The sequence below is a fragment of the Staphylococcus sp. AS1337 genome, from assembly GCF_051408735.1.
Classification (GTDB): domain Bacteria; phylum Bacillota; class Bacilli; order Staphylococcales; family Staphylococcaceae; genus Staphylococcus; species Staphylococcus xylosus_B.
In genome coordinates this window covers 490565-508155 of sequence record NZ_JBOIHZ010000001.1, presented here as the reverse complement: position 1 = coordinate 508155, position 17591 = coordinate 490565, and the positions used below count along the sequence as shown (strand labels likewise).

At 30.6% G+C, this 17591-nt stretch carries 21 protein-coding genes and 1 riboswitch; of the genes, 5 read left to right on the top strand and 16 right to left on the bottom strand.

All coding sequences use genetic code 11. The features are described 5' to 3' along the window. Positions 1 to 10: 10 nt before the first annotated feature. The 4 genes from ACSUE0_RS02310 to ACSUE0_RS02295 all read right to left on the bottom strand — a co-directional run bounded on the left by ACSUE0_RS02310 (position 11) and on the right by ACSUE0_RS02295 (position 3225). Entirely contained in the window at positions 11 to 1351 is a 1341-nt protein-coding gene (locus ACSUE0_RS02310) for a PepSY-associated TM helix domain-containing protein (protein ID WP_436955894.1), read from the bottom strand. A gap of 312 nt (positions 1352 to 1663) precedes the next feature. Next, positions 1664 to 2290, bottom strand: a complete 627-nt coding sequence (locus ACSUE0_RS02305) for a LysE family translocator (protein WP_436955892.1) — start codon at positions 2288 to 2290, stop codon at positions 1664 to 1666. Positions 2291 to 2584: 294 nt separating this feature from the next. After that, positions 2585 to 2899 carry a DMT family transporter gene (locus ACSUE0_RS02300; protein ID WP_119614085.1) on the bottom strand — a complete coding sequence of 105 codons (315 nt, stop codon included), beginning with the start codon at positions 2897 to 2899 and terminating at the stop codon, positions 2585 to 2587. Further along, positions 2899 to 3225, bottom strand: coding sequence for a DMT family transporter (locus tag ACSUE0_RS02295; protein WP_119614086.1), 327 nt, complete (start codon positions 3223 to 3225; stop codon positions 2899 to 2901). The genes ACSUE0_RS02300 and ACSUE0_RS02295 overlap by 1 nt, the downstream gene beginning before the upstream one ends. Positions 3226 to 3276: 51 nt before the next feature. After that, positions 3277 to 3375: riboswitch (guanidine-I (ykkC/yxkD leader) on the bottom strand. Positions 3376 to 3664: 289 nt separating this feature from the next. Between ACSUE0_RS02295 and ACSUE0_RS02290 the strand changes: the two genes are divergently transcribed. Further along, the gene (locus tag ACSUE0_RS02290) at positions 3665 to 3889 is read left to right on the top strand and encodes a hypothetical protein (protein ID WP_039069243.1); all 225 of its coding nucleotides are present in this window, start codon (positions 3665 to 3667) and stop codon (positions 3887 to 3889) included. A 41-nt stretch (positions 3890 to 3930) separates the two neighbouring features. Here ACSUE0_RS02290 and ACSUE0_RS02285 read toward each other — a convergent pair whose 3' ends face one another. After that, on the bottom strand, positions 3931 to 4365 hold the full coding sequence (locus ACSUE0_RS02285) for a GNAT family N-acetyltransferase (protein ID WP_259338036.1): 435 nt from the start codon (positions 4363 to 4365) through the stop codon (positions 3931 to 3933). Positions 4366 to 4615: 250 nt separating this feature from the next. Here ACSUE0_RS02285 and ACSUE0_RS02280 point away from each other — a divergent pair, with 250 nt between their 5' ends. Next, on the top strand, positions 4616 to 4795 hold the full coding sequence (locus ACSUE0_RS02280; RefSeq protein WP_017723370.1) for a hypothetical protein: 180 nt from the start codon (positions 4616 to 4618) through the stop codon (positions 4793 to 4795). A gap of 117 nt (positions 4796 to 4912) precedes the next feature. Here ACSUE0_RS02280 and merA read toward each other — a convergent pair whose 3' ends face one another. The 3 genes from merA to ACSUE0_RS02265 all read right to left on the bottom strand — a co-directional run bounded on the left by merA (position 4913) and on the right by ACSUE0_RS02265 (position 7281). Then, a complete protein-coding gene (merA, locus tag ACSUE0_RS02275; RefSeq protein ID WP_119613813.1) occupies positions 4913 to 6235 on the bottom strand; it encodes a hypothiocyanous acid reductase MerA in 1323 nt (440 codons plus the stop codon). Further along, on the bottom strand, positions 6222 to 6656 hold the full coding sequence (hypR, locus tag ACSUE0_RS02270; protein WP_436955889.1) for a redox-sensitive transcriptional regulator HypR: 435 nt from the start codon (positions 6654 to 6656) through the stop codon (positions 6222 to 6224). The genes merA and hypR overlap by 14 nt, the downstream gene beginning before the upstream one ends. Positions 6657 to 6876: 220 nt before the next feature. Continuing rightward, entirely contained in the window at positions 6877 to 7281 is a 405-nt protein-coding gene (locus ACSUE0_RS02265) for an SRPBCC domain-containing protein (protein ID WP_436955887.1), read from the bottom strand. A 263-nt stretch (positions 7282 to 7544) separates the two neighbouring features. Here ACSUE0_RS02265 and ACSUE0_RS02260 point away from each other — a divergent pair, with 263 nt between their 5' ends. Together ACSUE0_RS02260 and ACSUE0_RS02255 are read left to right on the top strand one after the other, a co-directional pair. Beyond that, complete coding sequence (locus tag ACSUE0_RS02260) at positions 7545 to 8285, top strand: poly-gamma-glutamate hydrolase family protein (RefSeq protein ID WP_119613816.1); 741 nt, start codon at positions 7545 to 7547, stop codon at positions 8283 to 8285. A 150-nt stretch (positions 8286 to 8435) separates the two neighbouring features. Then, on the top strand, positions 8436 to 9740 hold the full coding sequence (locus ACSUE0_RS02255) for a TrkH family potassium uptake protein (protein WP_119613817.1): 1305 nt from the start codon (positions 8436 to 8438) through the stop codon (positions 9738 to 9740). A gap of 191 nt (positions 9741 to 9931) precedes the next feature. Here the strand turns inward: ACSUE0_RS02255 and ACSUE0_RS02250 are convergent, their stop codons facing one another. The 5 genes from ACSUE0_RS02250 to ACSUE0_RS02230 all read right to left on the bottom strand — a co-directional run bounded on the left by ACSUE0_RS02250 (position 9932) and on the right by ACSUE0_RS02230 (position 14424). Next, complete coding sequence (locus ACSUE0_RS02250) at positions 9932 to 11428, bottom strand: tripartite tricarboxylate transporter permease (RefSeq protein ID WP_436955885.1); 1497 nt, start codon at positions 11426 to 11428, stop codon at positions 9932 to 9934. Between the two features lie 18 nt (positions 11429 to 11446). Beyond that, on the bottom strand, positions 11447 to 11893 hold the full coding sequence (locus ACSUE0_RS02245) for a tripartite tricarboxylate transporter TctB family protein (protein ID WP_436955884.1): 447 nt from the start codon (positions 11891 to 11893) through the stop codon (positions 11447 to 11449). 165 nt (positions 11894 to 12058) lie between these two features. Then, positions 12059 to 13366, bottom strand: a complete 1308-nt coding sequence (locus tag ACSUE0_RS02240) for a LysM peptidoglycan-binding domain-containing protein (RefSeq protein WP_436955882.1) — start codon at positions 13364 to 13366, stop codon at positions 12059 to 12061. 322 nt (positions 13367 to 13688) lie between these two features. Then, complete coding sequence (locus tag ACSUE0_RS02235) at positions 13689 to 13877, bottom strand: hypothetical protein (protein WP_017723380.1); 189 nt, start codon at positions 13875 to 13877, stop codon at positions 13689 to 13691. Between the two features lie 304 nt (positions 13878 to 14181). Continuing rightward, entirely contained in the window at positions 14182 to 14424 is a 243-nt protein-coding gene (locus ACSUE0_RS02230) for a hypothetical protein (protein ID WP_119613820.1), read from the bottom strand. A gap of 719 nt (positions 14425 to 15143) precedes the next feature. On the opposite strand from ACSUE0_RS02230, the gene ACSUE0_RS02225 reads away from it, so the two are divergent. After that, a complete protein-coding gene (locus tag ACSUE0_RS02225) occupies positions 15144 to 15584 on the top strand; it encodes a hypothetical protein (RefSeq protein WP_119613821.1) in 441 nt (146 codons plus the stop codon). A gap of 119 nt (positions 15585 to 15703) precedes the next feature. Here the strand turns inward: ACSUE0_RS02225 and rpsR are convergent, their stop codons facing one another. The 3 genes from rpsR to ACSUE0_RS02210 form a co-directional block, all read right to left on the bottom strand. Then, positions 15704 to 15946 (bottom strand): 30S ribosomal protein S18, encoded by a 243-nt coding sequence (rpsR, locus tag ACSUE0_RS02220; RefSeq protein ID WP_002484306.1) that lies wholly within the window; start codon positions 15944 to 15946, stop codon positions 15704 to 15706. Positions 15947 to 16186: 240 nt separating this feature from the next. Further along, on the bottom strand, positions 16187 to 16882 hold the full coding sequence (locus ACSUE0_RS02215) for a thioesterase II family protein (protein ID WP_119613822.1): 696 nt from the start codon (positions 16880 to 16882) through the stop codon (positions 16187 to 16189). Between the two features lie 11 nt (positions 16883 to 16893). Beyond that, the gene (locus tag ACSUE0_RS02210) at positions 16894 to 17526 is read right to left on the bottom strand and encodes a 4'-phosphopantetheinyl transferase family protein (protein WP_182475148.1); all 633 of its coding nucleotides are present in this window, start codon (positions 17524 to 17526) and stop codon (positions 16894 to 16896) included. Positions 17527 to 17591: the final 65 nt, after the last annotated feature.

The window sequence follows — 17591 nt, the reverse complement described above, 5'->3', positions numbered from 1 at the left end:
ATCTATGCCTTTATTTCTTCTGTTTATTTCTTCGATCTTTATAATATAATAAAGTTTCGATAATAAATACGACAATCAATGAAAAACCAAATAACGGCATCAAGATACCAAGCACAATAAGTACGATAGCCAATGGGATTGACATCGGTTTTTTCACTCTTGGTGGTACCTTTACGTTACTATCTCTCATTTTTTTAATCCATGATGTTAATCCTAATCCAACTGCTGTTAGTAAAGCAATACATACAAGTAAATTAATCACTTTATTAGTTACACCAAAGAGATGGCCTTCGTGTAAAGGTATACCCCACGTAAACCATTTTCCAATAATACCATATTCTTTATACTTCACTTTACCTAAATCTTTCCCATTATATTGATCTAAATATAACGTTTGCTCGTCATATGGCGAAACATCTAACCCAGTGACACCTGTATTACTACCCTTAGAAACTGTAAAAGCTGCTGATTCATTAGATGGATAAACAATAGAATATGGTTCATCTATACCGTTCTTTTTGGCTTCAGTAGCTACTTTATCAATCGAAATTTGATTTTTAATATCTGTCCTCGGCATTTCGCCTCCGCCATGGTGAGCAGCATGTCCTTCTGAAGCAGGTTGTTTGTTTTCACGCGTTGCCCAAGGAATTTCATTCACATCTGATTTGGGAGGATTAATAGCTAATTCAGATTGTCCTAATTCTCCAGAATTGTCCATCACATTTGCAATCTTAGCTCCCATATAGCCTGACCAAGGTAAACCAGTAAGCACTAATACAAATACTGGTATTGCTATAACCACACCTAAAATACCATGCCATTTTTGGAATCTTAGTTTTTTATTTTTGTTTGATATTAGTTTCTTCTTAATAAGCATATATGTCCCTGAAAGAATCATAAAAATTGTCCAACATGCAGTTAATTCTACAAGATAATTTATAAATGTATTTTCGGTGAATAATGAACTATGTATATTTCTTACAATATTTGCGTATGTATGTTTAGCATTTTGATCAGCTACTATTTGATTATTTTGATCTAAAAATACATAACGCTGATTACCTGCCATGTCATCCAATGTAATACGATTATTATATGGTTCATCCATCATACTTACTTTACTGATATAAAATCCATCAAACTTATCTTCTACTTCATCTACAGCTTCATTCAATGTTTGATGTGTTTTGACGGAACTATCTCCGAAAAACTCTGTTTTATATATATTATTTTCTACTTCCTGAAAAAAAAGATAACCAATGCCCGAAATGGTTAATGTAATTAATAATGGCGTTATAAATAATGCAGCATAAAAATGTAATCTTTGTAACGGATTAAATATATTTTTCAAACTTCTTCCCCCTTCTCCCTTAACATTATAAATAAATAACAAAATTATTATGTAGATAATTTGTGAATATTTTATAAAAAATTGGCTTTAATTAGTTAATCTGTTTTAAAGTTAATTGCATTGTTCTAATACCTTATGTTCTGTATTATATAGACTTTCAAATCATTAAAAAAGGAACGGAATTGAAATCAAATTTTGCGATTTGACTTCAGATTTCCGCTCCTATTTTGAATGCGTATTTTTATATTTGTCAACATAACATGATGCTATTTGCATTAACTTCTAGAAAATAAGATTATTTTGATTTAATACTTAACTACTTTTACTGAATAATAAATTAAGTGATAAGCCAATCAATATTGCACCAACTGTATAGTCAAAAATTGCCTTTACAGTTCTATTAGCAAATAATAATTTAATATACTGGAAAATATAAACACAAAATATAAACCACAACAGAATAACAGTCGTAACAATTGCTGATAATATGGCAATTTGAGACGTTACTCCTTCTCCAGTAGTTAAAAATTGAGGTAAAATACTTATGTAATAAAGTAATGCTTTAGGGTTTAGTATCGTACTTAATAAACCTTGTCTATAAGAACTCAAATAACTAATTTTTTGAGCTTTCATCTGAGATGTAGAAAAGTTCATACCCTGGCGTGCGCTAATAATACTTCTGATTCCTAAATAAATCAGATAGAATGCACCTAATATTTTAATAGTCATGAAAACATAGTACATATTTGCCAAAATAAATATGATACCAAATACTGCTAATAATGAATACAGTACATGACCAGATGTAATACCTAAAGCTGCCATCGCACCATTGCCTTTTCCAGAAGTAATGGAATTTTTCATTACTACGAAAAAGTCTGGACCAGGTACAATAATAATCATCAAAGTAATTGTAATAAAAGCTGCAAGTCCTTCCATATCAAACACCCACCTTCATGCTTTATGGTATCAATTACAATGTGTGTCTGCAACATGAATAATCTCATATTTTAACCGTCTTTTTTATTGAAGATATAGTCTTAACTATGATATATTAAGGGTGTAGTTGGAAACCGACTACTAGTCTTTTATATTCATGAACATATTACTCTTAAGGCGACACTAATGTGTCGTCTATTTTTTTAATATAATGACATATGTACAAAATCACTCCTCTCATTTTCACGAATTTGTATACACATAATAACGTCCTCTTCCTCATTTCAAATCATTTTAACTTACTAATTTCAAACCTACTGTGCTTCCTAAAATCACTAAAATACATATCACTCTCTTAATATCTTTAGATTCTTTATAAAATACCATACCTACTAATGCGCCACCCACAGCACCTATGCCTGTCCATACTGCATATGCTGTACTCATAGGTAATTCAAGCATTGCTATTGATAATGCCAAAAAACTCATACTAAAGAAACCAACTAAACCTATTAATGCACGAAATTTCCCACTATTTACATATGCGTTTAAAAAAGTAATACCAATCATTTCAAAAAGACCGGCAACTACCAATAATATCCAAGCCATTATGTTTCTCCTCCTTTACTTGAAGTCACTAATTTCAGACTGATTACTCCCACTAATAACATAAATATCAAAATAACTTTAATCATGCTGAAAGGGGCACCGAAAAAGACAAAATCAAATATTGTTACACCAGTAGTCCCCAATCCTACAAAAACTGCATAAGCACTTCCCACAGGTAACCATTTTGATGCTTCAATTAATAAATAGAAACTTAGAAATATAGCAATAATTGTAAATCCCCATTCAATAACTGATGCTGCATGAGTTAAACCGATCACCCATCCAACCTCAAATATTGAAGCAATAATTATTTTTAACCAATTCATAACAAATCCTCCTTAAAAAATAAAAAAGCCCGAGAGATAGTGTTAACTACTATCTCCCAGGCTTTTATCCTTCCGTGTCACATATAGAAATGTGGCTTTCTCTCGGACCAGACCAAATCATATCATTGCGGAACCCTAGAAAGCATTTATTTAATTCAGTAAATCGTATCAAATTACATCATATTTTTCAACAATTACTTTCTAAATCCCCTAATTTAAAATTATTATAATTTATAAAGAGCTAAAGTACACGCTTACGCATATTTTCCATTTAAAAATTATGATTTTTGAACCTAAACTCTCTACATTTGACTAATTTTAATGTATAATAAGTATTAGATAATAACTATTATAATCTAGAACTAAGTTACTGACATTTATTCTCAATTAATTCACTTTGTTACTAGATACAAAAATTTATTAAAAGCGAGGGATTTTGATGCAACTTCTTAATTATAAGATGCACAATGACGAACTTATTGCCACAGTATTATCAGATAAGAAACAAATATTCAAATACACATTTGATGTTACAACACCTGAGTATGAAATCTTAGATGTTCTCGAAGAAATTAACGATTACGTAGACAATGGTCAGCATCCATTAGGCTGTTCTTTACTTAAAAACTATTCTTATGAGGACGTGAGTCACAATATTTTATAATCTAGATTACACACCCAAAAGATGAGTATAGCTGTTAATTACTAAACAATATACTCATCTTTTAATTTCTCATTAGTATATACAGCCATACCTGTTTTTAAATTCTTGAATCCTAACTTCTTGTAAAAGCCTTCATATCCTGTAGTTGCAACTAGATGAACACAAGACAGTTCTCCTAAATACTCCAATATTCTTCGGATGATTTCTTGACCGATACCTTGTTTTTGATGTGATACATCTACCATTACATCATAAATTGCTGCGTTAAAAACACCATCCGACATCGCCCTTGCAAATCCAATAACTTTCCCCTGGCATTTTGCAATAATCACATGTGTTGCCGTATTAAAAATTGTTATCACTTTTTCTTGATCATGACCTGTCCAACCGTTATCATGATAAATTCGAATAAGTTCATCTACATCTTTTATGTCTAACGCATATTCATAATCAATATCCATTTCTACACCGTCCAATCAAACCCACCGTATATTTATCTACTCTATATTATAATCTAATTTCGGAACTTTTAGTTTCTTATTTTCCTTTTCATCATCTTAACACGGCTAATTTATATTTAATAATTACTTTCGATTATTCAGTTTACTACTTTTCAAAAATATTCTTACAAAAAATGCTTTGAGCGATAAGGTTACTACTTAGTAATTGGTGGGTAAATACATAATAAAGAGATTGTAATAAATATAAATCAAGGAGGGACACATCATGTGGATAGCTTCAATTGTTCTTATTATTGTTGGTATTGTGTTACTCATTTTGAATAAACGTACTTCTAAAAAAGAAGGTGTTTCTAAAAAACAAAGTTATATTAGTATCGGAGTTGTATGTATTATCGTTGGCGCTTTTTATTTTGTAGGACAAATCATTAGAGTAATAGTGTCATAACGATTTAAATTAGTCCTGTTAAAATACTTAACATACATGCCCAAAATATAAAGAGAGCTGACCTATTAGGTTAGCTCTCTTATATTTATGTCGTAAAACAGATATTCCTTTTAGCTACTACATGTTAAATAAATCATTAAACGATTCTACCATTGTAGGGTGTGTATATATGTTTTCTTTTAATATTTTATAAGATAACTTTTGATCTATTGCTAATTTAATTAAGTTTATAATTTCTTCTGATTGTAAACCGTATAAAGATGCACCTAAAATTTCTTCGTTATCTTTATTAACCACTGCTTTAAACAATCCTCTAGTATCATTGTTTATTTTATGTCTAGGGATTGTATTAACAGGTATAGCATTTTCTATCACATTATACCCTTGTTTTTTCGCTTCTTCTCCTGTTAATCCAACACGTGCTAATGGTGGATCTATAAATACTGTGTAAGGCACAGCCCCGCGATTTTCCGTAGAACGCTGTCCTTCCCCAAACAATTGCTCTTTTACAATTCTGAAGTCATCTAATGAAATATATGTGAATTGCATGCCTCCTTTGACATCACCTAAAGCATAAACATCTGATGCAGCTGTTTGTAGATATTCATTCACTACGATTTCACCATGGTCACCAATTTTTACATCAGTGTTTTGAAGCTCTAAATCAGTATTAGGTTTACGTCCTGTTGCTATCAGTACAGCATCAGCTGCATACTCACCATTTGATGTATGCACAACTGTCCCCTTATCTGTGTCCTCAAATTTCTTAGTATCTACATTTAAGACGATATTCACATTTTTGTCTGCTAAGTCTTTTTTCACCTCAGTAACAATATCTTTATCTTCTTTTGTCATAATATCGTTACCACGTTCTAATACAGTTACTTGCGTCCCAAAATTCGCAAACATTGAGGCAAATTCTAATGCGATATAACCTCCACCAACAATTACTAGGTGACTAGGTTGAGATTTCAAATTCATAATACCTTCAGAATCATATAAATGTTGTGAAGTATCTATACCTTCAATTGGCGGAATAACAGATTTAGCCCCAGTATTAATGACGATTTGTTGTGCACTAATAGTTTCTACAACTTCGTCTTGATCATTTAATAAATTTAATTCGTGATTAGATTTAAATTTAGCAGTATAATCTAACACCTCTATATTGTCATCATCAGCTAAGTTATGATAATTCTTACTATTTAATGCATTGACAACATCTGATTTTCTTGAAAATGCTTGATCGAATGAGCCATGTTCCAATCCTTCATGGACTAACGTTTTAGAAGGAATACAACCTATATTGATACATGTACCACCGTACATCTTTTTCGATTTTTCAATAACTGCTACTTTTTGATTTTGTGCAGAAGCAAATTTTGCTAACGTTTTTCCACCCTTACCAAATCCTACAATGATTAAGTCAAACTGTTTCATGAGAATCCTCCTTTAATATGTCTTTTAATACATCTTTTATCGTAATAGTTTTATAATATGCCACTAATATGTCTTGCTCTCTTTGGTGAAATTGAGACATTGTGTGACCTATTTCCCTGGAAATTTCACAATCGCTACCTTGATTGCCAGTAAATATTCTACCTTCTGATTTTTCTTCATTGAATAATACAAATAAATCTGCAAGGTTTACATCTTTGGTTGATTGATTTGATTGGTAACCACCAAACTTACCTCGGGTGGCATGCAAATATTGCTGTTCATTTAACTTCCTAGTCACACGACGTAATTGCACTGGATTGACGCAAATACGTTCTGCTAATTCACCACTTGAATACCGTTCACCTGGGTGTTTCACCAAAAACGTTAAAAGATGCACTGCAATGTTAAACTCTAAATTCATAATCATCACCTTTTAATTGTAACTTTTATAATTACATTATAACTTTCATCGCTTTAATAGTAAAATTATTTGCTTACAATTACTATATTCCCAAATAACTTTAAATTATTAATAAAGCAGGATAAAAATCTAAAATAATTAGAATTCTACCCTGCTTCCAAATCTTTAATACATATTGTATTTTGTTGGTCTATATTAACTTTTCAGCATTATACAATTATTACAATATTGCAGCTCGAATACTTACGTTGTGTTCCAAATATGCTTTTAAACAACTAAGCATATATACCCAACCTTCTTTTTGACCTAATAATTGCTCTACATCTTGTGTATCAAAATCTTTTTCTATTGTAGTTACTACCGTACTTTCACCAATACCTTCAAATTGAATCGACACGGGATGCTCTCCCCAAATAAATTCAATACTTTTATTTTCCTCTATGCTTTTTATCTGAATATCTAATTCAGCGTTATACTCTTCATAACAGAGGATAATGTTTTTACCTTGTTCCCACCTTTCTGAACTTGAAGAAAACCAAAAAGCTCCAATTTGATCTGGATTTACAAAAGCTTCAAACACATTTTCTTTCGGTACGTTTACTTGCATTTTCGTAACAATATCCAAGTCACACCCATCCTCTCTTCAAGTGAAATACTACATTTTGTACCTCTATTATATACATTTTGAACTAATGTCACAAAGCACATACCATTACAAAATTTATGAAATTATACACTACAGATTATGCATTATAAAATTATATTTATTAAGATTGTAAATATTAAATACTCAAATGGTAATACAATTGTAAAAAACCTATCAGTCGGTATTATCCTAATTTCTGTTATAATTTCATCATCGCAAGTATAAAATTAAGGGAGATTTCTATGAAAAATATAATCCATTCTTATTTATATTATTTGATCATGTTACTTATAGTAGGTGTAATTCTAACTTCCTTATATATTTTATATGTCTGGAAAAATGATCAACCACAAAATCAAGATTACTATAAAAATTTTTCAGAACTTAAAGCCGATACAACAGAAGGACGCGATTGGCAGATTAATACAAAGACAACAAATAATAAAGATATATTGATTACTGCTATTCATGGTGGTGGAATTGAACCAGGAACCTCTGAATTAGCAAAAATCATTTCTAAAAAAGGGAATTTCAATTTATATAGTTTTGAAGGATTATTAAAATCTAATAACGCCAAACTGCATATTACTTCAACTAGTTTTGACGATCCTAAACTTAAAGATATGATTTATAGGTCTAATGAGTCTATTTCTATCCATGGAATTAGAGATAAGAAAAAAGTAGTCTATATTGGCGGAAAAGATAAAGATATGTCTAGATCCATTCGAAAAGAATTAGAAAAAGAAGGATTTAATGTAGAACAGAGTCCAAATTATGTAAATGGAGATTCTAACAACAACATCATCAATAAAAATGATACAGGGTCTGGGGTTCAATTAGAAATTTCAACAAAATATCGTAAATCTTTTTTTGATAATGGAGATTTCAATCGAAAAACGCGTGAAAACACTAATGACTACAAACAATCTATTTACGATTTTGCAGAAGCCGTTACTAAAGGTATCAAACAACAAACAAATTAGAATTAATTCCACTAGCATCCAGAAATACCTTTATTTATAAAGGCATTTCTGGATCCTTATTTTTTTAAATATTTTCTTTTTCATTTGCTTGCTTTTTAAAACAATAGGTATAAAATACTGTTTATTAAAATCAGTAAAGGAAATGACCTAATGAAAATATTAAATAAGCCTTTGTATTTTTACCTTTTACTTTTTATAACTACAACATTAATTGGCGCATTACTTTTATATTTACCTGTTACCGGTAAAAAGCCCATTGATTTTATAGATGCTTTTTTCATAGCTTCTAGTGCTTTTACAGTGACCGGACTAGTGACTGTTGATGTCTCAACACAATTCAATTGGTTAGGCGACCTGATTATTATGCTTTTAATTCAAATCGGTGGCCTTGGTATTGTGACAGTCACATTATTAACCTTTATATTAATCAATAAAAAAATTAGTATAAAAAATCGTTATCTAGCAATGACGATGTGGAATATCGATAAACCAGGGGGAATTATACGCCTGATTCTTCAATTTGTGTTATACAGTGTTGCAACAGAGATTTTAGGAGCTGTATTTATTGCCCTCTCATTTGTCCCTAAATACGGCCTTGGGCAAGGCTTATTTTTAAGTATTTTTACATCAATATCTGCATTTAACAATGCAGGTTTTGCTCTTTTCAGAGATAATTTAATGAGTACAATTAATGATCCAATTATTACGATTACTATTCCGTTACTCATCATTATGGGAGGCATCGGGCCTCTAGTGTTCTTTGATTTAATTATGTCTCAAAAATTAGTAAACTTAAAATTACATTCTAAGATTGTGCTAAGCACATCACTTATATTAATTATTTTAGGTTCTATACTATTTTTCATTTTAGAGTATCACGCTACATTAAATCATTTATCACTTCCTGAAAAAATTGGGGCTTCATTCTTCCAATCTGTCACAACACGTACTGCAGGATTTAATACTGTAGACATTGGAGAAATAACGGCACCGACTTCAATGATGATGATGCTATTAATGTTTATTGGGGGAGCGCCTATAAGTGCTGCTGGTGGTATTAAAGTAACAAGTCTAGTTTTAACTCTATTATTCATTATCAGTACACTAAGAAACGAAACGCATCCTTCCATATTTAAACGATCTCTTTCAAATCGAACTTTAAATATAGCCGTTACAATCACACTTTGCGCTACCATATTTGTCTTAAGCGTCTCTATGATTGCCAGTATGCTTAATCCACACACGCCATACACAACTGTATTATTTGAAGTTATTTCAGCTTTTGGCACTGTAGGATTAAGTATGAATTTTACAATAGATTACCATACAGCTACGAAAATCATCATAATTGCAACGATGCTGATTGGAAAAATTGGTATTCTCACTTTTGTTCAATTGTTCATTACTGAAAAGAAAACTTTATTCTATTACGCTAAAGGAAATGTACATTTATAGTTAATGCAACAAACTAAAACAGGTAATGAAACTTAGTGTTTCAAATCTAATACACTGAATAATAATTATCTATGCAAACATAAAAATGATGATTGCCAACTTAATTTAAATGGAAATCATCATTTTTATTTTTCTGAATGATTAAAATTGTAGGTATAATAACTTCTAACTATTATTATCTATTAAAATACTTAATTAGAATTCGATGATTTTGCTTTTTTCTTATCCATAATAATTGGTGCTACAATGATTAGAACACTGATAAGCAATAAAATAACTGTAATCGGAGAATGGAATAATGATAAAAACTCCCCATTGTTAATTAACAAATGTCTTCTTAATGATGTTTCCATCAACGAACCTAGTACAATTCCTAAAATTAATGAAGCAATTGAGAAATGATATATTTTCATTAAATATCCTACAACACCAAATAATAGCATAATCCAAACATTCAATAAGTCATTGTTTGTAGCATATGCACCGAGTAGAGAAAGTATAATAATAAATGTAGCTATAATACTGTAAGGTGCTTTTAATAATAATGTAAATACTTGGACGCCCGCTCTACCAGCAACCAATGTCATGATACTTGCGAATAACATAGCTAAAAATATTGAATATAAAAGTATAGGCTGATCCGCCATGAGTTGTGGCCCTGGCTGTACACCTTGAAGCACTAAAGCTGCTAATATTACTGCAGTTGTTGGACTACCTGGTATTCCAAGAATTAGTGTAGGAATCATTGAAACTCCAGCTGCTGCATTATTAGATGTTTCAGGTGCAACTACACCTTCTGTTTTCCCTTTTCCGAATTCTTCTGGATTTTTATCTGTTTTCATAGCTACTCCATAACTTACAAAAGAAGCTATTGCTCCACCTGTCCCAGGCAAAATCCCCAGCAGACTACCTATTGTCGCTGATTTTAAAGCAGTCCATTTATATACAAAAAAGTCTTTAAACTTAAACACACCTTGTGATAATTTTGAAGATGTATTTAAATTTTGTGGATTATTGTTAGTAACTTGTGAAAATACTTCACCTGATGCAAATGCGCCAATCATAATTGGAATATAGTCAATTCCATTCATCAATTCTAAAGTGTTAAATGTAAATCTATCTGTAGCTGTTAATGGATCTAAACCTATAGTTGAAATAACAATACCAATAAGCCCTGATATAATAGCTTTAACCATATTACTCGTCCCTAAAGCAGAAATGACGGTCATGCCTAAAATGGCTAACGCAAAATATTCTGAAGCATGTATCTTAAATGCAACCTCTGAAAGTATAGAAGCCAGGGAAAACATTAAAATTACTGCAAATATACCACCGAATGCAGAACTGCTAATCGCTAAACCCAAAGCTTTTTTCGACTTTCCTTGCTGAGACATAGGATGACCATCAAAAGTCGTAGCCACCGCTTCTGGCGTCCCAGGTGTATTGAAAAGTATCGCTGTAATAGACCCTCCATAAGCCGACCCAACATAAATTGTTGATAAAAATGTAATAGCCGGCAATACATCTAAGAAATAAGTAAAAGGTAGTGCTAATACAATCGCCATAGAAGATCCTATCCCTGGCAATGCCCCTAAGAATATCCCAACTAATAAACCTAACACAACTAACATAATATTGGTAGGTTCAATTATCGTTAAAAAAGAATCTTTCAATAAGTTTATATTCATTCATTACACCTCCATGTCTCAATATATAAAATTACTAATTTCAGAAAAAATACCAATCCCTTTTGGTAGTGGTATACTCAATATGTTTCCAAACAAGAACGTAAAAAGTATTGGAATACCTACAGAAAAACTAATAATTTGAATCTTACTTTTTGAGCCTAATAATAATAATAGTAAAGGTGTTAAAAATAAACATGATAAGAAAAATCCCATCTTATTTAACACTAAAATAAATATCGCTATGCCTACAGTTATGATCATTATAATGAGCGCTGGTTTAGTAAATAGCGCATTATGATTCGTTTTTTCTTTATTTTTTTTATATTTAACAATCTCTTTAATTAATGTATAAATAAGTAATGCAACTAGAATAAAAAGTATAAAAGTTGGTATACCTGATACTAATGCACCAGACATTGATGCACCTGAAAAGAATGATTTACCAAAAACTCCAGATGTCGACATACCTAAGCCAGGTGAAATAACAAAAGATATGCCCGGTTATGATTCATCCAAAGATAGAGATAACGATGAAATAATAAACGAAAAATAATCAAAAATGACACTCCACGATTTGTTGATATCAACAAATCGTGGAGTGTCGTTTCGTTTACTAATGTTCTTCTTCACTTATTTAATTTTTAATATTTGTCCTACTTTAATACTATTAGAATCCAACTTATTGTCTGATTTAATTTTGTCTACTGTTGTCTTTTGATTTTTAGCTATACTATACAAAGTATCGCCTTTCTTCACAGTGTATGTTTTCACTAAATATAATGTTTGTCCCTTGCTAATACTATCATTTTTCAAGTTATTCCATTTCTTGATATTTTCAACGCTTACATTACTTCTTTTAGAAATATTATACAAAGTATCGCCAGCGACTACTTTATGCGTATCTCCAGTTATCGTACCACTATTACTTGGCGCTTTTAATTTTAATGTTTGTCCTACTGATAATGTGTTATTGCTTAAATTATTCCATTTCTTAATGTCATCGATGGCTACACCGCTTCGTCTTGATATACTATATAATGTATCTCCTTTAGCCACTTTGTAAGTTGAGCCAGTTATTGCGTCATCATTACCGCCACCGTTTAGTGCTTTATAGTGTTTTTGAACTAAACTATAAAATTGGTCCATGTTATATCCCCATTGATTGAAATAACCTACTGGGTCTGTATGATCCGTGCCACCCCAATATTCACTAATAGCATTGTGACTAATAATTGTACCTGTACCTTGATTATTATCTGCCAATGATGGAGCCAATCCATTTTGTTTCAACATTTTAGCAGCTAAATAAGCTTGGTTATTTACAGATTTAGCAAAACCATCAAATGTATTTGACCTCGTCAACTCTATTTGATAGAAATACGGGTTTGCATTCGCGCCTGCACCCCAAGCTAAATAATTACTTGGTGCTGTTTGAATAATTTTATCACTACTTGCATAAGCATGTACAAAAGCACTCTGATAATTGTTATACATATAGTTTACTTCGCCTTCAATCGTACTATTAGGGTTAGCTGTTTCATGTATAACAACTCCTATAAATTTTCCTGATTTATAATTATATTTTGGTAAATTATTAATACGTGGATCTTGAACGATTTGCGCCGGTTTAATATTATTATTTGCAATATATGTATTTACGTCTTGATAAGATCTATTTGCAAAAGTACGCATTTCTACTGAATTAGAATTATGCTCTGCAACCTTATTATGTAATCGTAAATCTTCAGGTGTTAGTTGGTCTTTTAAAGCTTGAGGACTCATCTTTTGTGCTTTATCAAAATCGATTGGCTTGCTTGTATTCTCTTTCTTATCTTTTTCTGTCGTTTGCTTTCCATTATCTTCCTGTGCATATGCTACTGTAGTACTTAGTACTAAGCTCGTCGCTACTATTAATGATAAACTTAACCTATACTTCATTTAAAACACTCCTTTTATTATAGAACACTATTTTATCGCAACGTCTATATTAATTAATTCATCTTATTCTTATAGTTTATAATATTATCCAAATATTTACAAAAACCTTTATAATTTCGTACTATTTTTTGGATATTCTATATATTAAGTGCTTTAAATATAATAAAAATGAGTAAGATAATGAAATCACAAATAACTTTAACTTCATTATCTTACTCTCACCACATTCACTAATTATACATTTGTTTATCATTAAATTTATTGTCCTTAAACTCTACATTGGTACGTGTTGAGAATTACAACTTTGTATCCTGCTCAAAAATTATAAATCCATAATTACACTTGATAATATCGCAATTAATGCAACTATAAGTACAAACACAAGTAAAGTATCAATTTTCCTTTGGTTACGTTCTTTATATGATTTTCTAAATTCTTTTAATGCCACAAAACCTGCAATTAACACTAATAATAAACACACTAAATGTAAAACCAATGCTATTACGGCCATCTTCATCACCTCACACACTTTTATTAAATTATGATTTCACTTATTTGTTAAAAAATGCTTCATGAACAATTAATTAGAAATAGTTACTCAGTAAACTGATAAATAGAGGAATGGTCACTTGCGTAGTCTTTATAATACGCTACCCTTTTTATTGTCTCAAAAAACGCATCGTAGTATTTCATTACTTTCTAGATACATTAAGTTTTAAGGCATTAAAAAACAAACCACACGCTAAAATTAGCAAATGGTTTGTCGATTATATGGTATCTATATTTATCTGTAATAATTATATAATGTAAAACAGTCAGTTATTTTCAAAGAAATCTTTTGAATATGTTCTTAATCTACCACAATTTTCACACAAAACGTTTATCAACGTAATGGGTTCATTACCGTAAGTAGCAGATAGTAATGGTAAATAATATTGGCCATCCAATACTCTCATGTTAGGGTTATAACAATTACAAATACCTTTGTTTGTAGCCTTTGACTCAATAATGCTTATGATACGTTCTTTTTGAATATCAGTGAATTTTTGCATTGTCATAAACTTTGACTCCCAACACATAATATTGTATCCATATAATATGTTGAAAACATTAAATAAAGATTAATTTAAAAAAGGCCCTCAATTAAGAGGACCACAGGATTAAAGGAGTTGCGTTCTCCTACACGTCATAGGACGTATAAGAGATTGACCCATTTAATCACTCACGCCCTAAGACGTGCAAAATTATTATAAGTTAATTACTTGTATAAGTAAAATATAAATTATCTCGAAAACGTAAACACTTTCTTAATAATCAGAAACATAATATTTATTGAAGGAAATTCAAATACTGCTGTTAATGGTTTTCTTTAGTAAGCAAGATACTGTAAAAAACATTAAACCATGTAACCCCCTTGATCCAACCAAAAATAAACCGCCCCGAAAGGCGGTTTATCACGGATGAAGTACTGGAGATACTTCATATATATAGCGTAACATATAAAAATTAGTATTGCCACGCCTATATTGTTTAATCCATTTTTATATTAAGCTTTTAAATACAGTTACTATAGTCGTAAGATTATTTCTACAAAAAACATCTGACTTTATAATTATATAGTTTAAGTCTCTAAGTAAAAAGGTAAATAAAAGTATTATAATGGGAGTTCATCACATCTATTAACCAAAATACAGTCTACCTATGTTCTATTTTAAGACGGCTCGATAATAACATACTTTTATAATTTAAACAGTACTTACTAAAAGGAATGATTAGTATGCAATATACACAATACTTACCTGGAACATGGCACATTATAGCTTCTACATTTAAAATGTGGACTTCAGGCAAAAAAACAAATCCTTCTATCACTTATTCAATAATACAATCTCATCGACTAAGAATTCTTGATGAAGTAACATACCAAACACGAAATAAATCAAAATCCATTGTCGGTTACGATACACTGGATAACCACCAATTCACTTGGAGAGGCAAAGGTATTTTAAAACTATTTTCGAGCAAGTGGAACATTATTTATATTGATGATGAAGTGCTAATCATTAATTTTTCAGCTACTTTAGTAACACCATCTGGAATGGATATTCTTTTGTGTAATAAGCAAAATGTTGATTCATATAAAAGCCAAATACTAAATCATCCAGAAAAATTCAACTTAAACGCCAAAACTATACAGAAATTTGAATGGTTATTTTAATTTTAGACTAAAAACAATTACATATAGATTAAATTACTAATCTTTATGTCTATTAATACTAATAAAACAAAAATAACCCCGTAGGTATATGCCTACGGGGTTTTCAGATACAATATCTATTATTGTTCTTCTTTAACATATGGTAATAATGCCATATGACGAGAACGTTTAATAGCTAATGTCAACATACGTTGATATTTAGCTGAAGTACCTGTTACACGACGTGGTAAAATTTTACCGCGTTCTGAGATAAAACGTTTTAATAATTCTGTATCTTTATAGTCGATGTGTGTAATACCGTTTGCTGTGAAATAACAAACTTTTTTACGACGACGTCCGCCTCTTCTTGGTCCACCTGCCATGGTAACTGCCTCCCTTTAAGTTATTTTTTTAATTACCGTCTAATTTTAATGTTTATTAATCATTTATTATGATTCATGTGTTTTTATTTTCTATTATTAAAAGATTTATAATGCGTGTGAAACATTGTATTAAATCTTTGCGTGTGTGTGCATGTGTAATATTAATCTTATAAAATTATAGACTATTTGTCAACACGTTCAGAATAAATAAACAAGCTGATTTTGAAATAAATTAAATATCTAACTATTAAGTACTAATTTTACTTCTTCACTTATGTCTTTATAATGATTATTTATAAAGAAATGATCACCTTCAAAGAATCGATAATCTACTTTACCTTTTGTCAGGTCTGACCATTTATACAAAGTATGAGCACAAATGGAATCTTGTTTCCCTACAAATACTGATAAATTGATATCTACTTGTCTTTCCTTGGGCTTATCGCAATAATAATCGATTGCTAAAAAGTCGTTTTTCAATGCTGGTTTCACAAGTTGCCATAACTCTTCATGATTTAATACTTCTTCAGATGTACCGCCCTTTTCTCTTATAAACTGTTTGAATTCTTCATCATCCATAGCTTCTATATCATTATATTTATCCAAATAGCCAATCGGTTCACTCGCACAGAGGAACATATGCTTTGGTCGATAACCTAATTGATCCAATTTATAATAAAGTTCATATGCTAATATTGTCCCTAAACTGTAGCCTAATAGAATAAATTCTTCAGGTTTTTCATTAATAATTTGCTTAACTAAGTCATTTACCATATCATCAATGCTATCTAACGCCTCTTCGATTAACCTTTCACCACGTCCCGGTAATTCTAATGGCTTAAATTGAATATAACTTGGTAAATTATTCTTCATTGGATAATATAATGCTTTATTTCCACCTGCAAATGGTATACAAAATAATGTTGTTTTAACCATATACTCGCCCCTTAAAGTATAAATTCTGTATTAAAATTCTTTGTTATATCTAACATCTCTACTTCTAAATCATGGTTATCCACGTCTAAAATCACTGACAATGCATATTTTCCATAAAAAATATCATGAAAAAATGAACACCGTTGCATCATTTCATCTTCAGTTTCAATAAGTTGATAACGACCTTGAACTGGTGTAATAGAAAAAGAATCTAATGATTTATACATGCCCATACCAAGTAATTTTAAATAGCATTCTTTCATCGTCCACACTTCAAAAAAACGGTTAAATTGAGAAATTGTACTTTGTGCATCGGTAATGTATCGATATTCTAATAATGCAAAGTATTTTTGGGCAATATCTAAATCTATATTTTCAATTTTTTCCACATCTACGCCCACATTAGTATCACTCACAACACATACTGAACAACCATCTGTATGAGACACATTGATGTGTGTATCTTTAGGTAATTTTAATAACGGTTTACCATGTGTATTTTCGTCAAATTGAATATGCTCAAATTGCGTTCCTGTATGCGCTCGTACACAATAATACTTAAACCATTTAGAGTATTTAGGATGCCTCTTAAGATTATGATAATCAAAATCCTGCGTATTTAATACATATATCGTTATTTTCACGGTCACACTTCCACATCACTTAATCAATCAAAACAAATGAAGTAGCAAGTTGTTATTTTGCTACT

Bases quoted from the DNA above. Each gene is read 5' to 3' on its own strand.
- ACSUE0_RS02305 (WP_436955892.1), bottom strand. From the start codon at position 2,290: ATGGAAGGACTTGCAGCTTTTATTACAATTACTTTGATGATTATTATT.
- ACSUE0_RS02300 (WP_119614085.1), bottom strand. From the start codon at position 2,899: ATGGCTTGGATATTATTGGTAGTTGCCGGTCTTTTTGAAATGATTGGT.
- ACSUE0_RS02295 (WP_119614086.1), bottom strand. From the start codon at position 3,225: ATGAATTGGTTAAAAATAATTATTGCTTCAATATTTGAGGTTGGATGG.
- ACSUE0_RS02290 (WP_039069243.1), top strand. From the start codon at position 3,665: ATGCAACTTCTTAATTATAAGATGCACAATGACGAACTTATTGCCACA.
- ACSUE0_RS02280 (WP_017723370.1), top strand. From the start codon at position 4,616: ATGTGGATAGCTTCAATTGTTCTTATTATTGTTGGTATTGTGTTACTC.
- merA (WP_119613813.1), bottom strand. From the start codon at position 6,235: ATGAAACAGTTTGACTTAATCATTGTAGGATTTGGTAAGGGTGGAAAA.
- hypR (WP_436955889.1), bottom strand. From the start codon at position 6,656: ATGAATTTAGAGTTTAACATTGCAGTGCATCTTTTAACGTTTTTGGTG.
- ACSUE0_RS02260 (WP_119613816.1), top strand. From the start codon at position 7,545: ATGAAAAATATAATCCATTCTTATTTATATTATTTGATCATGTTACTT.
- ACSUE0_RS02255 (WP_119613817.1), top strand. From the start codon at position 8,436: ATGAAAATATTAAATAAGCCTTTGTATTTTTACCTTTTACTTTTTATA.
- ACSUE0_RS02250 (WP_436955885.1), bottom strand. From the start codon at position 11,428: ATGAATATAAACTTATTGAAAGATTCTTTTTTAACGATAATTGAACCT.
- ACSUE0_RS02245 (WP_436955884.1), bottom strand. From the start codon at position 11,893: ATGTCGACATCTGGAGTTTTTGGTAAATCATTCTTTTCAGGTGCATCA.
- ACSUE0_RS02240 (WP_436955882.1), bottom strand. From the start codon at position 13,366: ATGAAGTATAGGTTAAGTTTATCATTAATAGTAGCGACGAGCTTAGTA.
- ACSUE0_RS02235 (WP_017723380.1), bottom strand. From the start codon at position 13,877: ATGGCCGTAATAGCATTGGTTTTACATTTAGTGTGTTTATTATTAGTG.
- ACSUE0_RS02230 (WP_119613820.1), bottom strand. From the start codon at position 14,424: ATGACAATGCAAAAATTCACTGATATTCAAAAAGAACGTATCATAAGC.
- ACSUE0_RS02225 (WP_119613821.1), top strand. From the start codon at position 15,144: ATGCAATATACACAATACTTACCTGGAACATGGCACATTATAGCTTCT.
- rpsR (WP_002484306.1), bottom strand. From the start codon at position 15,946: ATGGCAGGTGGACCAAGAAGAGGCGGACGTCGTCGTAAAAAAGTTTGT.
- ACSUE0_RS02215 (WP_119613822.1), bottom strand. From the start codon at position 16,882: ATGGTTAAAACAACATTATTTTGTATACCATTTGCAGGTGGAAATAAA.